13 protein-coding genes are annotated in these 14,501 nt (G+C 59.3%); 5 read left to right on the top strand and 8 right to left on the bottom strand.

Features of this window, described 5'->3' with window-relative positions:
• Window positions 1-137 precede the first annotated feature (137 nt).
• From ACIOWE_RS25690 to orn, 3 genes are all read right to left on the bottom strand, one after another.
• On the bottom strand, window positions 138-1,169 hold the full coding sequence (locus tag ACIOWE_RS25690; RefSeq protein WP_401397338.1) for a hypothetical protein: 1,032 nt from the start codon (window positions 1,167-1,169) through the stop codon (window positions 138-140).
• Between the two features lie 179 nt (window positions 1,170-1,348).
• Complete coding sequence (locus tag ACIOWE_RS25685; protein WP_201238551.1) at window positions 1,349-1,963, bottom strand: trimeric intracellular cation channel family protein; 615 nt, start codon at window positions 1,961-1,963, stop codon at window positions 1,349-1,351.
• Between the two features lie 146 nt (window positions 1,964-2,109).
• A complete protein-coding gene (gene orn, locus ACIOWE_RS25680; RefSeq protein ID WP_053116764.1) occupies window positions 2,110-2,652 on the bottom strand; it encodes an oligoribonuclease in 543 nt (180 codons plus the stop codon).
• A gap of 107 nt (window positions 2,653-2,759) precedes the next feature.
• Here orn and rsgA point away from each other — a divergent pair, with 107 nt between their 5' ends.
• Window positions 2,760-3,791: a small ribosomal subunit biogenesis GTPase RsgA gene (rsgA, locus tag ACIOWE_RS25675; protein WP_187677885.1), complete on the top strand. Its 1,032-nt coding sequence runs from the start codon at window positions 2,760-2,762 to the stop codon at window positions 3,789-3,791.
• 115 nt (window positions 3,792-3,906) lie between these two features.
• Here the strand turns inward: rsgA and ACIOWE_RS25670 are convergent, their stop codons facing one another.
• From ACIOWE_RS25670 to motA, 4 genes are all read right to left on the bottom strand, one after another.
• Window positions 3,907-4,500 carry a hypothetical protein gene (locus ACIOWE_RS25670; protein ID WP_401397334.1) on the bottom strand — a complete coding sequence of 198 codons (594 nt, stop codon included), beginning with the start codon at window positions 4,498-4,500 and terminating at the stop codon, window positions 3,907-3,909.
• A gap of 174 nt (window positions 4,501-4,674) precedes the next feature.
• Window positions 4,675-5,808 (bottom strand): sterol desaturase family protein, encoded by a 1,134-nt coding sequence (locus ACIOWE_RS25665; RefSeq protein ID WP_401397331.1) that lies wholly within the window; start codon window positions 5,806-5,808, stop codon window positions 4,675-4,677.
• Window positions 5,809-5,898: 90 nt separating this feature from the next.
• Window positions 5,899-6,975, bottom strand: coding sequence for a flagellar motor protein MotB (gene motB, locus ACIOWE_RS25660; protein ID WP_401397328.1), 1,077 nt, complete (start codon window positions 6,973-6,975; stop codon window positions 5,899-5,901).
• 3 nt (window positions 6,976-6,978) lie between these two features.
• Complete coding sequence (gene motA / locus ACIOWE_RS25655; RefSeq protein ID WP_007952169.1) at window positions 6,979-7,830, bottom strand: flagellar motor stator protein MotA; 852 nt, start codon at window positions 7,828-7,830, stop codon at window positions 6,979-6,981.
• Between the two features lie 166 nt (window positions 7,831-7,996).
• Between motA and ACIOWE_RS25650 the strand changes: the two genes are divergently transcribed.
• From ACIOWE_RS25650 to ACIOWE_RS25635, 4 genes are all read left to right on the top strand, one after another.
• Window positions 7,997-9,535, top strand: a complete 1,539-nt coding sequence (locus ACIOWE_RS25650; RefSeq protein ID WP_401397325.1) for an HDOD domain-containing protein — start codon at window positions 7,997-7,999, stop codon at window positions 9,533-9,535.
• 42 nt (window positions 9,536-9,577) lie between these two features.
• Window positions 9,578-10,393 carry a thiosulfate sulfurtransferase gene (gene rhdA / locus ACIOWE_RS25645; protein WP_401397322.1) on the top strand — a complete coding sequence of 272 codons (816 nt, stop codon included), beginning with the start codon at window positions 9,578-9,580 and terminating at the stop codon, window positions 10,391-10,393.
• Between the two features lie 18 nt (window positions 10,394-10,411).
• Window positions 10,412-11,272 (top strand): archaetidylserine decarboxylase, encoded by an 861-nt coding sequence (gene asd / locus ACIOWE_RS25640; protein WP_105705899.1) that lies wholly within the window; start codon window positions 10,412-10,414, stop codon window positions 11,270-11,272.
• Window positions 11,273-11,336: 64 nt separating this feature from the next.
• Window positions 11,337-13,091: a molecular chaperone gene (locus ACIOWE_RS25635; RefSeq protein WP_401397319.1), complete on the top strand. Its 1,755-nt coding sequence runs from the start codon at window positions 11,337-11,339 to the stop codon at window positions 13,089-13,091.
• A gap of 138 nt (window positions 13,092-13,229) precedes the next feature.
• On the opposite strand, the gene serB is transcribed toward ACIOWE_RS25635, so the two are convergent.
• Entirely contained in the window at window positions 13,230-14,444 is a 1,215-nt protein-coding gene (gene serB / locus ACIOWE_RS25630; protein ID WP_401397316.1) for a phosphoserine phosphatase SerB, read from the bottom strand.
• Between the last annotated feature and the right edge of the window lie 57 nt (window positions 14,445-14,501).

Below are 14,501 nucleotides of genomic sequence, written 5' to 3'. Positions count from 1 at the left end.
GCCAACGCCAGATATAGGTAAACGCACTTTTGCTGCGAGTACCGCGTGATTTAACATCACAGTTTATGGGCAGGCGCAGTGTCAGACAGTATATATATCTACCGCACCCACCAAACTTGCATCAACGCCGGCCGGAATCAGCCCCGCTCCAGATATAAATTGCGCTCATAGAAATTCAAGCGAATCGCCAGTCTATGCTCCGTACCGTGCTGATCAATGGCACGAAAGTGAAACAAACCGCCGTGCTTGGCCCTGGGTTCAATTGAGGAGTATTCGGACAGGGCCTGCACGACGCTTAGTTCTCCATCGTGATCATTGACCCTTACCGAATAAAACTTGTCTTTGGTGGTAATGGCATCAGACAAAATAAATGCAATATCCCCTCCATCAAATGGCAAGCTCACACCCAACCCTCTTCGTTCGGGGCGAACAAAAGTGACCCGCATATAATTTGTTTTTGATTCGTTAAGTTTATTACCATTTGCAACAACATGGTCACGATCAGCGCCTACTCCATCAGCAACCCAATCGACCAGTTTGATCTGCTGTCCCTGCGGATACAGCCCCAGATAATAGTTCCAGATACGATTGCCGGGTTCCTCATTGCCGCGGCGGGTCTGATACCAGCGGAACTGTTCAATGGCATACGCTGGAGGCGTTTGTGATTCGATCGTGACGCTACTGTCATGAACGCTGGAAAGCGTGTTGCCGTTACTGACAATCCTCGCCCCGTTCAGCAACAATCGTGCGCCGATTTGGGTCGTTCCGGCAACGGACGAGGATACCCAGAAGGTACGAACCTGAGGATGGACGCTGTCATCTTCTACCTCTTCGTCATCAACGTCTGGCGCTGTGAATGAGGTTTGCGCTTCAAGGGTATACCGCCCTTGTTCGGAGCTTACGGCCCAGCCGTCGCGCAACTTTTTTCCAGTGCTGTAATGAATAAGCTCGATACTGTCCATGACATCCGCCGGTACGTGCATGGCACTACCATTGGTATCTACTCCGGAAACCAGAACTTGCACTTTCACCTGCATTCGACCATTACCGTACAGCGACTTGCTGCGCGAGCTATCACTGGCATCAAACTTGACTTTGAAACTGGCCAGGCCTTCGAGGACAGGCGGAATTATTGGCTGATCGGCTGTTGCGTCCGTGCTTACACTCATGATGCATTTCCTTTGATGAGATTTATTTGAAGATCGCCACTGAACAATCTATCAACAAAAGAAATACCATGACTTTTAAACAGGCCGCAAAGCGAAAAATGTAAGAAACATACACTTGCAAGTCACCAGCGACTTACAAGACATGTTACTCACCCAAAAAAACCTGACCACAACAGATATTAATGTTCATCGTTATAAACAAACTTGGGCATTTCCCAATGAAAACGAATGGCCAGCAGACGTAACAAAAATCCGCCGAACAAAGTGATCAGAATGGCTTGTTCACCGGGCACATTCAGATATAGACACAGCATGTAGCACCACGCCGCCGCGAACGAGACGCTGGCGTAAAGCTCGCGACGGAAGATCAACGGAATGTCGTTGCAGAAGATGTCGCGCAGGATGCCGCCGAAGACCCCGGTGATCACACCGCTGACCGAAGCCACCAGCATGCCGTGGCCCATTTCCAGAGCGGTCATGCAGCCGATCAAAGTGAACGCCACCAGACCGACGGCGTCGAGCACCAGAAACAGCGAGCGCAGGTGGCGCATCCAGCGGGCAGTGAACACGGTAATCATCGCGGCTACGGTGGTCAGCACCAGATATTCCGGATGTTTGACCCACGTCAGTGGGTAGTGCCCAAGCAGCACATCGCGCACTGACCCGCCGCCCAACGCCGTGACACAAGCGATCAGCACCACGCCAAACCAGTCCATACCCCGCCGGCCTGCAGACAGGGCACCGGTCATGGCTTCAGCGGTGATGGCAACGAGGTAGAGCATTAGCAGCATGATGGCGATCCAGGCAGGAAGGCGCGCAGTCTAGCCATTTCGGTCACGCGATCCAATGTAGGAGCTGCCGAAGGCTGCGATCTTTTGACTTCAAGTTTGAAAACCAGATCAAAAGATCGCAGCCTTCGGCAGCTCCTACAGCGATCAAGTCAGAACTTGATGAAGTGCTTGCGGTAGTGCTGCAGCTCGGCGATGGATTCGCGGATGTCGTCCAGCGCCAGGTGCGTGCTGCCTTTCTTGAAGCTGTCGCGCACGTCCGGTGCCCAGCGGGCGGCCAGTTCCTTGAGGGTGGAAACGTCGAGGTTGCGGTAGTGGAAGTAACTTTCCAGCGCCTTCATATGGGTATAGAGGAAGCGGCGATCCTGGCAGATGCTGTTGCCGCAGATCGGCGACTTGCCCTTCGGCACCCACTTCTCCAGGAAGGCGATGGTTTCAGCTTCGGCTTCGGCCATGCTGATGCGGCTGTCGCGCACGCGCTGAGTGAGGCCGGAGTTGCCGTGGGTGCGAGTGTTCCACTCGTCCATGCGTGCGAGGACTTCGTCGCTGTGGTGGATGGCGATCACCGGGCCTTCGGCCAAGGTGTTGAGGTCACTGTCGGTGACGATGGTGGCCATTTCGATGATGACGTCGTTATCCGGATCCAGACCGGTCATTTCCAGGTCGATCCAGATCAGATTCTGCGGGTTTTGCATATTTCGACTCCTAGGCAATGCTGCGCAGTTTAGCCTAGGCCGGTGGCCGGGCGTGCTAAACTCGCGGCCGTTTTACCTAATCGCTGCATTCTTCAGACGGAACACCCATGGCCAAACGCCAACTCAATCGTCGTCAAAACTGGCGCATCGAAAAGATTCAGGGCGAACGCGCTGCCCGCGCCGCCAAACGCGAGTCCTCGGCGGTCGAAGCCCTCGAGGGCGGCGACCTCGGCCCAGAACAACACGGCTTGGTGATCGCCCACTTCGGTGTGCAGGTCGAAGTCGAGGCCAAGGACGGCGAGCTCGCCGGCCAGGTGTTCCGTTGCCATTTGCGCGCCAACCTGCCAGCGCTGGTGACCGGCGATCAGGTGGTCTGGCGTGCCGGCAACCAGGGCATCGGTGTGATCGTCGCGCAACTGCCGCGCACCACCGAGCTGTGCCGCCCGGACAGCCGTGGCCAACTGAAACCGGTCGCGGCCAACGTCGACATGATCGTCATCGTTTTCGCCCCGCTGCCCGAGCCGCATGCCAACCTGATCGACCGCTACCTCGTAGCCGCCGAGCACGCCGGCATCCGTCCGCTGTTGCTGCTGAACAAGTTCGACCTGATCGACGAGCAGAACGCCCCGGCGCTCAACGCCTTGCTGGCCGTTTACCGCACGCTGGGTTATCCGGTGCTGGAAGTGTCGGCGCACCACGGCAACGGCATGGAACAACTGCAACAACAGCTCGACGGGCGCATCAGCGTGTTCGTCGGCCAGTCCGGTGTCGGCAAGTCATCGCTGGTCAACAGCTTGCTGCCTGAGGTTGAAACCCGCGTCGGGCCGTTGTCCGAACTGTCCGGGCAAGGCACGCACACGACCACCACCGCACGCCTGTTCCACTTCCCGGGCGGCGGTGAATTGATCGACTCCCCGGGTATCCGTGAATTCGGTCTCGGCCACGTCAGCCGCGCGGATGTCGAAGCCGGTTTCATCGAGTTCAACGACCTGCTCGGCACCTGCCGCTTCCGCGACTGCAAGCATGATCGTGAACCGGGTTGTGCCCTGCTCAAGGCCCTGGAAGATGGCCGCGTGCAGCAGCAGCGGATGAACAGCTATCGCTCGATCATCGCCAGTTTGCCGGAAAACGGTTACTGACCAGAAAGCTTCAAGCGTAAAAAAACCGCGAGATTCGCGGTTTTTTTATGTTCAAGTTCTGACGATGGTTTTATCCGGCCAAGGACCTCGCATCAAGCCGTGAGACATCTGCTGGTCACACCTGAAATTTTCTCAGCGGCCCCAGCGAGTAATCAAACTGCTTCAGCGACTCTTCAAACCCAAGCAGAAAATCATTCCACTGAGACTTCTTCAGCGAAAAAACAAAACGAAATTGCGCTCCGTCATTCCTCTCGATGACAACGCCGCGATCCCGCACGCTGAACCAGCCATTCTGAACATAGCCGGAAATTTTCTTGATGTCCGAGCGGGGTATCACGCTGCAATAGCGCTCTGCGCCCAATTGTTTTTCGATGGTGACACTCGATGCATCAAAGCTCACGCGCACATTGTCGTCGTCAGGATGGACTGCATCGGCCTGAGCCTTGGCCTCCGATCGTTCTACAGATTTTATGATCACTGTCACGAATACAATAACCGCAGCCCCGGCGAGCACCAGATAAACACCGGGATCGGAAAATGCACGCCTTCCGAACACATTCGCAAGCAAAAAAGCCGCTAAAAGAACGGCGTACATCCATCGTGTACTGGACTCCATAAACAGCCAGGCCTTACCGAACGGTTTGATGTACTCCTCTTCGGGATAAACATAAATCGTCTCGATAAAATTCGCCGGAATTACCACACTCACGCCTGACACTCCCTATCTTCAAATCCATTTAGCAACACGTTACAACCAGCACTCTACCCGTGCTTTCCAACTGCCTTGAGGCCAGCCGGAAAGATTGGTCCCGCGCGAAAAGCAGCCATTCGAAAGCAACAAGAAAAAGCCGCGATCAACGCGGCTTTTTCACTTCCACCGGCCCTACTTCGGCTCAGGCTTCTGAAACGCATACAGATGCTGGCGCACAATCCCGCCCGGCAATTCCTTGCCAAACACGCCGTAACGTACTGGCCATTCCTTCGGCGGCAGCTTGAAGGTGCCGAAGAGCATGTCCACCAGCGGTGTGTGGATCGCGTAGTTCTTGTAGATGTAGTCCTTGTGCCGGGCGTGGTGCCAATGGTGGTAACGCGGCAGGACGATCAGGTAATTCAGCCAGCCGCCGTTGATCCGCACGTTGGCGTGCGCCAGTACGGCCTGGACGCCGACCAGAATCACGTAGGCATTCAACGCCTGCGGCGCGAAGCCCAGCAGCATCAGCGGCACCAGAACGCCGGTGCGGGTCAGGAGGATTTCGATGAAGTGCACGCGTGATCCGGCGAGCCAGTCCATATGCGTGCTGGAGTGATGCACGGCATGGATGCGCCACAGAAATGGCACGACGTGATAGAGCCGGTGCAACCAGTACTGGCCCAGGTCCGCCACCAGTATCGCGAGCAGGAACTGCACCACCAGCGGCAAGCTCTGTACGCTGGCCTGCAAGCCCGGCGACACCGCCCACCCGGCGATGTAGCTCGACGAGGCGGTGATGAAAATCAGGATGAACTGCACCAGCATGTGGCTGACGAAAAAGTAGGTCAGGTCGGTACGCCAGTGCGGGCGCAGGATGTTCTGCTCGGGGTCTTTGGAGTACAGCTTTTCCAGCGGAATAAATACGATGGCCGAGATCAGCAGCGCCAGGACAAACCAGTCCAGACCGAGCGAGTATGGGGTCTGCCCGATCTCGCTGACCTGCACATTGGTGCCGCCGAGGACCACTGCCAGCCCTGACGCGACCAGACCAGTGATACCCAGGCGTTTACGCTTGTTGAGCAGGATGTTCAGGGTGCCGAGGCTGAACGACAGCACCAGCCCGAGCAACAGGGTGGTGCGCGCGAATTGTTCGTCGTAGACCTTGCGCAGTTCGGCCGTGGTCAACCATTCGGGAAACAGGAAGCAGAACACCGCCAGCAGGCTCAGCAACCCGAGCGTGGCCGAGATGTAGCCACTGACCCGGCCCTCGCCGAATTTGAAGGGGGCGTTGCCGTGCCGCTGAAAATAGGCTTTGAGTCTTTCCATAACTGATCTTCCGTGATTGCGAAAACTGCGACTGGTCAATGCGACGCAGGCAGGCACAAAAAAGCCACGGTAACCGTGGCTTTTTGTGGGTCACTGTTTCGGCGCGGGGGCCGGTGCAGTGGCCGGTGGAGCTGTCGGCGCGGGCGCCGCACTGCCCGGTTCAGCCGGTTTCGGCGCGGCGTCGTCGAACAGGTTGAGCCGTTCGCGCAACTCGTGCGCCGGCACCGGTTGCTGATCCGCCGGTAGTGCGTTGGGGTCGACCGGCGTTGCCGGAGCGGCGCCGTTATGACTCTCATCGGCCGGTTTCGCCGGATCCGCACCTTGCGAACCTTCGATCGCGGCTTGCGCCTTTTTGGTCAGCACGACGATGTCGATGCGGCGGTTGACCGGGTTGAACGGGTTCTCCTTGTCGAACAGCGCCGACGAGGCGTAACCGACGACCCGCGCCACTTGCGAATCCGGATAGCTACCCGCAACCAGCGCACGGCGGGCGGCGTTGGCGCGGTTGGCCGACAGTTCCCAGTTGCCGAAATCGCCGGTGCCGGTGTACGGCTTGGCATCGGTGTGGCCGCTGATGCTGATCTTGTTCGGCACCGCTTTGATGGTGTCGGCCATGGCCAGCAGGATGTCTTCGAAGTACGGCTTCAAGCGTGCAGAGCCCGAGTCGAACATCGGCCGGTTCTCGGCGTCCATGATCTGGATGCGCAAGCCGTTCGGCGTGATCTCGAAGAGGATCTGATCCTTGAATTTCTGCAGTTGCGGGTTCTCGTCAACCTTGTTCTGCAGTTCTTGCAGGAGCAGTTCCAGACGCTCTTTCTCGACCTGCTCGGCCATGCCTTCGACCTGTTCGGTGTCGACAGTGACCTTGTCCGGTTGCGGCTGGGATTTCACCTCGGGGTTGAGGGTGTTTTCCGGCGCCAGCGTCGGCGTACCGCCGAGATCGATGATGTACGGCGTGCCGCTTTCGGAGAAGCCGACCGGGTCTTTGAAATAGCCGGCGATGGCGATCTTCTGCTCGGGCGTTGCGGTGGACAGCAGCCACAACACCAGGAAGAACGCCATCATCGCCGTGGCGAAGTCGGCGAAGGCGATTTTCCACGCCCCGCCGTGATGCCCGCCGGCTATGCGCTTGACGCGCTTGATGATAATCGGCTGATTATTTTCCATGACTTAGCGACCGCGAACCGCTTGTTCCAGCTCGGCGAAGCTTGGACGGTGCGCCGGGTACAGAACCTTGCGACCGAACTCCACCGCCAGCGATGGCGGCATGCCGGAGGCCGAAGCCACCAGCGAAGCCTTGATGGCTTCGTAGACGTTCAGCTCTTCTTTGGCATCGTGGGCCAGAGAATGCGCCAGCGGGCCGAAGAAACCGTACGCCGCGAGAATACCGAAGAAGGTACCCACGAGTGCCGCACCTACGTGCAGACCGATGGACTTCTGATCGCCTTCACCCAGCGAGGCCATGGTCACCACGATACCGAGTACCGCCGCGACGATACCGAAACCCGGCATGGCGTCGGCAATGCCGTTCACCGCATGGGATGGGTGTTCGAGGTCTTCTTTCAGGCTGTACAGCTCCATGTCGAACAGACCTTCCAGCTCGTGTGGAGCCATGTTGCCGGAGGACATGATACGCAGGTAATCGCAGATGAACGCGGTCATGCGTTCGTCTTTAAGGACAGCCGGGTACTTGGCGAAGATCGGGCTCGCGGCGGCGTCTTCGATGTCGCCCTCGATGGCCATCATGCCTTCGCGACGGCTCTTGTTGAGGATCTCGTAGATCAGGCCGAGCACTTCCAGATAGAAAGTGTGGCTGAAGCGCGAACTGAACATGCTCAGGGATTTCTTGAGCACATGCATCGTCATGTAGCCGGGGTTGGCCTGGAGGAATGCGCCCAGTGCCGCACCACCGATGATCATCACCTCGAAAGGCTGGATCAGGGCGGCAATCTTGCCGTGGGAGAGCACGTATCCGCCGAGCACGCTCGCGAATACGACGATGATGCCGATAATTTTAGCCATAGGTAGGAAAGTACTTACTGAGTCGGGTTCAAGGTCATATTCGGAAGTTAAAAAATCTCTTCTTCTACTTATCGGCAAAACTGCGCCAGACTATAGCCAGTTCAGGCGAAAAGCCAATTTAGCCCATGCCGGGCGCGTCTACAGTCAGTGAAGATCTCGTCCAGACATGGCTAATGAAACGAACGTCCCACACGTAAAACCGACCACTCTCGAGGGCTGGGTCAAGCTGCTCGACAGCGTCCGCCTGCCCGTGCCGCAAGAGGCTCACGACAAAGTCTGCCGGGCGATCCGTGATAATCGCAGCTCGATTCGCGACATCGCCGACCTGATGCAGGACAGCCCGGCGCTGGCCTTGAGCATCATCCGTGAGGCGAATCGTCACACCCACGGCAACATGGGCACGCCGGCGGAAAATCTTGAAGTCGCGATCAATCGTCTCGGCCTCGCCCGCACCGAAGAACTGCTCGCGCGCCTGCCGGCCGAACCGCAGATGCAGATCCCCAAGGCCCTGCGCCAGCTGCAAATGATCAGCCAGCACGCGTCGCAACAGGCCAACGGTTTTTTCGCCAGTCGCCTGGCGCGGCTGTGGCAGGACATTCATTGGGGCAGTCTGCTGTTTCTCTCGCCGTTGTGGCCGCTGGCGTTGACCTTTCCACAGTTGCTTGAGGAGTGGGAGCTGCGGGTTATCCACAAGGGCGAGTCGGCGCGGGCCGTCGAGAAGCAATTGTTCGGTGTGCGCCTGCTGAGAATCGCTGACGCTCTGGTACAGGTCTGGCATCTGCCGATCTGGGTGCAGCAGGGCTATAAATTGCTGCTCAGCGAACAGCGCGAACTGGTCAAAGTGCTGCGCATCGCCCGCGACAGCGAACACCCGCTGCGCCAACAGAACCGCCTCGACGATGACCCGACCTTGCGCCGCTGGCTCAATCAACCGGCCAACACCGTGCTGCTGGCCAATGGTCTGGCGCTGTCGGCGCAGCAGGCCTGGGACAGTCCGCACAGCGAGCGCTGGCAATATCTGACCAGCCTTTATCTACAGATTTCGATGGACGAGGTGCAGCAACAGTTGCACCAGCAAGCCGCCAACAGTGCACGTCAGCATGCAATGCCCGATTTGTGGCACCCGGCGGTTTCGCTGTTGTGGCCGTGGGGCACCCATCGTTTGCCCGCCGGCAGGTTGCCCGCGGCGGCACCGAATGCCGAAGATTTGACCGAGTGGCGTAAACAGTGCGCCGAACTCCTTGCCGAGCCGAGCCGCTTCACCAATGCCATGAGCCTGACCGTGGCCGCACGCGATGCCATGGTTGCCAGCGGCATGCGCCGGGTGATGATCCTGATGGCCGATCGCACGCAATCGAATCTGCGCGTGCATCAGACCTTCGGGCTGCCGAAGGAAGCCGCGGCGCTGAACTTTGTCGTCAGCCAGAGCAAAGTTCTGCAACGGCTGCTGACCCAGCAGGCGCAGGTGCGGATCAATCCCGAGAACAACGCACAATTCTCTGCTTTATTGCCGCCGGGCCTGCGTACGCTGTTCCGTGGCGAACATCTGTTCCTGCGCTCACTGCTCAATAATGGCCGAGTGATCATGATCGTCGTTGCCGATCAGGGCGGCGGGCCGTTCGCCGACATCAGCGTGCAAGCCTTCGGCAAAACCGCGCAGTGCATCGAAAAGGCCCTGCACAGCTTTAGCAGCCGTGGCCGATGAGGCTGCGCTACAATCCCCCCCTTTGTGCTCTGGAGACCTCACATGTCTGACTTCTCTGGCTTGCCGCTCGTTATCGAACCGAGCGACCTGCTCCCTCGCCTCGATGCCAGCGAACTGATTCTGGTGGACCTGACCAGCCCCGCCCGCTATGCCGAAGGGCACCTGCCCGGCGCACGGTTTGTCGATCCGAAACGCACCCAGTTCGGCCAGCCGCCGGCGCCGGGGCTGTTGCCGGCGAAAGCTGATCTGGAGGCGTTGTTCGGTGAACTGGGCCATCGCAAAGACGCGGTCTACGTGGTCTATGACGACGAGGGCGGCGGCTGGGCCGGCCGTTTCATCTGGCTGCTCGACGTGATCGGTCACGACAAGTATCACTATGTCGATGGCGGTCTGCCGGCGTGGCTGGCGGAAGGCTCACCCATGTCGATCCAGGTCCCGCCGGCGGTTGGTGGCCCAGTGCCGTTGACGCTGCGCGAAGAGCCGACCGCCACTCGCGAATACCTGCAAAGCCGTCTCGGCGCCGCCGATCTGGCGATCTGGGATGCGCGCGGGCCGCTGGAATACTCCGGTGAGAAAGTGCTGGCCGCCAAGGCCGGGCATATTCCCGGCGCGGTCAACTTCGAATGGACCGCGGGCATGGACAAGGCGCGTCACCTGCGGATTCGCACGGACATGCCGCAGATTCTCGAAGACCTCGGGATCACCAAGGACAAAGAAATCATTACCCACTGCCAGACCCATCACCGGTCGGGCTTCACTTATCTGGTGGCCAAGTCCCTCGGTTATCCGCGGGTCAAGGGCTACGCCGGTTCCTGGGGCGAATGGGGCAACCACCCTGACACGCCCGTCGAGATTTAAGGTTTTTAAGGACAACTAATGAAAGAGCGTCTGTTTATCCTCAGTCAGTACCTGCTGCCTCATCACCTGCTGTCACGCCTGGCCGGCTGCATCGCCGAGTGCCGCGTGCGCTGGTTCAAGAATGCCTTCACCCAATGGTTCGCCAAGCGTTATCAAGTGGACATGTCGCAAGCGCTGGTCGAAGACCTGACAGCCTACGAGCACTTCAACGCCTTCTTCACCCGTGCGCTGAAAGACGGCGCGCGTCCGCTGGACCAGACTCCGGGCGCGATCCTCAGCCCGGCTGATGGTGCGGTCAGCCAGCTCGGCCCGATCGAACACGGTCGCGTGTTCCAGGCCAAGGGCCACAGCTTCAGCGTGCTGGAACTGCTCGGCGGCGACGCGGCTAATGCGGCACCGTTCATGGGCGGCGACTTCGCGACTATTTACCTGTCGCCGAAGGACTACCACCGCGTGCACATGCCACTGGCCGGCACCCTGCGCGAAATGGTCTACATCCCGGGCCGGATCTTCTCGGTCAACCAGACCACCGCCGAAAACGTGCCGGAGCTGTTCGCCCGCAACGAGCGTGTGGCGTGCATCTTCGACACCGAGCGCGGCCCGATGGCTGTTGTTCTGGTGGGCGCGATGATCGTGGCGTCGATCGAAACCGTGTGGGCCGGCCTGGTCACGCCGCCGAAGCGTGAGCTGAAAACCTTCCGCTATGACGAAGCCGCCCGTGCGCCGATCCACCTGGAAAAAGGTGCTGAACTGGGTCGCTTCAAGCTGGGTTCGACCGCGATCGTGCTGTTTGGCCCGGATCAAGTGAAGTGGGCCGAGGAACTGGCCGCGGGTTCGCCAGTACAAATGGGCCAAGGCCTGGCACTGCCAAAAGCCTGATGCCCTGCTGTGGGAGCCGCTTCGGCTCCCACAGGTTGCAGCATTTGCTGCTATGGTTTTTGGCATGAGCCAGACCATCTCCCCTCCGTTGTTACGTGCCCCGACTCCGACGCAATCGCGCCTGTCGTTTTGCGACGCCACCCCGCGCGACCTCAAGCGCTGGATCGCCGGCCTGCCCAAGGCCAACATCGGCGAAACCGCCCGCCAGTTGTATCAAGGGCTGGGCGAACTCAATCAATTGCTGACCCCCAGCGATAATCGCCTGCAACTGCTGGAGCTGCTGCGCCCCGAGGTGTATTTCGTCTGCCAGCATCTGGAGCGGCACTTCCTCCATCAGGCGATCATGCTCGACGAGCGTTCGCGCAAGATCAGCAACCTGTGTCAGACGCTACAAAGTCAGCTGGCCATCGGCTACAAACAGATCGTTTTGCGCATAGCGCCCAAGTACGGCAAGGATCGCGCGATGCTGATCAGCCTGGCCCTGCAACGCGCGTCCCATGCACTCAAGGGCCAACTGGTGCGCGCCACGCAGTTGTACAGTTCGGCGCCGGAACATCTGTGGTTCGAGCTGCATCAACTGTATCGCCTCGCGTGTGAGTTGCAGTTGCATCAGCGCCGCGTGCATGACGACCTCGCCAGCCTGACCACGGAGCTGAGCCTCGAACAGACGTACATCGCCACCCTGTTATTAGGCAGCGCCCGTTGCAACCAACTGCGCCAAAACCAGATCGCCCGGCTCGCGGAAGTGTTGGAGCCGTGGAGCGCCCTGCTCAAGCTGCGCCCCGGCAGTCCGGACGACGGCTTGTTTGCGATCAGTGCCGAGATCGACGCAGGTCCACGCTATCGCAGCATGTTTCGTAGTGAGCAAAAGCCCGGGCTGCTCGGTTTCGATCCGCAGCCGCTGGTAAATGCCATTGAGGCGCATCTGCTGCGTCGGGACACCTCGACGCCACTGCCCATCCCGACAGGCCTCAGCTTCGACACCCTGCAACACTTGCACGCCACCTGGGGCCAGGCCGCCGAACGCAGCTTTCAGCGCACCGTCGGCCAAGGCAGTTTGACCGTGTGCGTGGGCATGAGCGCCCTGCACTTCTACCTCGGCGGCGAACGCACTTTCAGCGAATTGCTCAAGCATCCCGGTGCCCGTGCGGCGAACTTCAGCAGCGCCGTGGCCAAAGGCGAAAAGGACAGTTGGAGTCAGGCCTTCGATGCCGCCCCGCAAAGCCAGGCTGAAGAATTCCTGCCTTACGAGGAAATCCAGTACGACCATCTGGTCGAGGACGAAAACAGCACCGACAACACACCGCACTATCCGGTTTATGCGTTGCCGGTGATCAATCACAGCCCCGGCGGATATTGCCTTGGCTGGCCGAAAGAAGTGCCCGCCGAGTTGCAGGCGGGAGAAATGCTCGGGATTCAGGACAGTGCGAGTCTGGGCTGGAGCATCGCGGTGATTCGCTGGATCCGCCAAGTGCGTGGTGGCGGGACGCAGATGGGCATCGAATTGGTGGCGCCGCATGCAGAGCCGTGCGGCTTGCAACTGGTGCGTTCGCGCGACGACCACAGTCACTATTTACGCGGACTACTGCTGCCGGAAATCAGCGCAATCGACTTGCCGGCAACCTTGCTGGCGCCGCGACTGCCGTTTCAGGAAGGCAATAAAGTGCTGATCAACACCCACGGCGAGGAACACCGCGCCGGGCTGGATCGGCGGGTGGCGAGCACGCACAGTTTCAATCAGTTTGCCTATCGCTCGCTGGAGGCCGCGCAGAATGGCGGGAGCGAGGAAGATTTCGATTCGTTGTGGAAATCGCTTTAGGGGCCATCCAGAAACCTGTGGCGAGGGAGCTTGCTCCCGCTGGGTTGCGAAACGACCCCTCTACATCCAGAAAAAGAAGGGGCCTGCTGCGCAGTCCAGCGGGAGCAAGCTCCCTCGCCACAGAGGCCCGCATCAGGCTCAGAGCTGCCCGTCGCGGTCGCGGAAGCCCAGCAGATACAACACGCCATCGAGACCCAAGGTCGAGATCGCCTGTTTCGCCGACTGCTTGACCAGCGGCTTCGCCCGGAACGCCACGCCCAACCCGGCAATCGCCAGCATCGGCAGGTCATTCGCACCGTCGCCGACCGCGATGGTCTGCTCCAGACGCAAGCCTTCCTTGTGCGCCAGTTCTTTCAACAGATCAGCCTTGCGCTGCGCATCGACAATCGGCTCGATCGCCACGCCAGTGCATTTGCCGTCGACCACTTCCAGTTCGTTGGCGAACACATAGTCGATGCCGAGTTTGGCCTGCAACTGTTTGGCGAAATAAGTGAAGCCACCAGACAGGATTGCCGTCTTGTAGCCCAGACGCTTGAGTTCGGCGAACAGGGTTTCAGCACCTTCGGTCAGACGCAGCGAAGCGCCGATCGAGTCCAGCACGCTGACGTCCAGACCTTTGAGCAGTGCCAGACGCTCTTTGAAACTGGCGCGGAAATCCAGTTCGCCAGCCATCGCCCGCTCGGTGATCGCCGAAACCTGCTCGCCGACGCCGGCAGCCTTGGCCAACTCATCGATGACTTCAGCTTCAATCAGCGTCGAGTCCATGTCGAACACCGCCAGGCGACGGTTGCGACGGAACAGCGAATCTTCCTGGAAAGCGATGTCGACATTCAGCTCCTGGGCAACGCTCAAGAACTCGGCACGCAGCGCCTGCGGATCAGCCGCTTCGCCACGCACGGAGAACTCGATGCAGCCCTTGCCCTTGTCGGCCGGGGTGTCCAAAGGCATGCGACCCGACAGACGGTCGATGTGGTCGATGTTCAAGCCATATTTGGCGGTGATCGCGCTGACAGCCTGCAACTGGCCGGCGGTGACTTTGCGGGTCAGCAAGGTAACGATGTGACGTTTTTTGCCCTGATTGCCCACCCACTGCTGGTAATCCTCTTCGGACACCGGGGTGAAACGCACCTGCTGATCGAGCTCGTAGCCCTTGAACAGGATGTCCTTGAGCACGGACTTGCCTTGCTCGGAATCAGGGATTTCAACGAGGATGCCGAACGACAGGGTGTCGTGGATCACCGCCTGACCGATGTCGAGAATGTTCACGCCACCCTGTGCCAGAACACCGGTAATGGCCGCCGTCAGACCCGGACGGTCGACTCCCGTGATGTTAATCAGGACGATTTCGCGCAACGCGCACCCCCGCAACTGGAAAAAAACCGCATTCTACCCACTTTCAGTGACCATCGG

This window comes from Pseudomonas sp. NPDC087598 (genome assembly GCF_044743525.1).
Classification (GTDB): Bacteria; Pseudomonadota; Gammaproteobacteria; order Pseudomonadales; family Pseudomonadaceae; genus Aquipseudomonas.
Note: the sequence above shows the minus strand (reverse complement) of the source record. Positions and strands in the feature narration are given on the sequence as shown.

Bases quoted from the DNA above. Each gene is read 5' to 3' on its own strand.
- ACIOWE_RS25665 (WP_401397331.1), bottom strand. From the start codon at position 5,808: ATGGAAAGACTCAAAGCCTATTTTCAGCGGCACGGCAACGCCCCCTTC.
- asd (WP_105705899.1), top strand. From the start codon at position 10,412: ATGAAAGAGCGTCTGTTTATCCTCAGTCAGTACCTGCTGCCTCATCAC.
- rsgA (WP_187677885.1), top strand. From the start codon at position 2,760: ATGGCCAAACGCCAACTCAATCGTCGTCAAAACTGGCGCATCGAAAAG.
- motB (WP_401397328.1), bottom strand. From the start codon at position 6,975: ATGGAAAATAATCAGCCGATTATCATCAAGCGCGTCAAGCGCATAGCC.
- ACIOWE_RS25635 (WP_401397319.1), top strand. From the start codon at position 11,337: ATGAGCCAGACCATCTCCCCTCCGTTGTTACGTGCCCCGACTCCGACG.
- ACIOWE_RS25690 (WP_401397338.1), bottom strand. From the start codon at position 1,169: ATGAGTGTAAGCACGGACGCAACAGCCGATCAGCCAATAATTCCGCCT.
- orn (WP_053116764.1), bottom strand. From the start codon at position 2,652: ATGCAAAACCCGCAGAATCTGATCTGGATCGACCTGGAAATGACCGGT.
- motA (WP_007952169.1), bottom strand. From the start codon at position 7,830: ATGGCTAAAATTATCGGCATCATCGTCGTATTCGCGAGCGTGCTCGGC.
- ACIOWE_RS25650 (WP_401397325.1), top strand. From the start codon at position 7,997: ATGGCTAATGAAACGAACGTCCCACACGTAAAACCGACCACTCTCGAG.
- rhdA (WP_401397322.1), top strand. From the start codon at position 9,578: ATGTCTGACTTCTCTGGCTTGCCGCTCGTTATCGAACCGAGCGACCTG.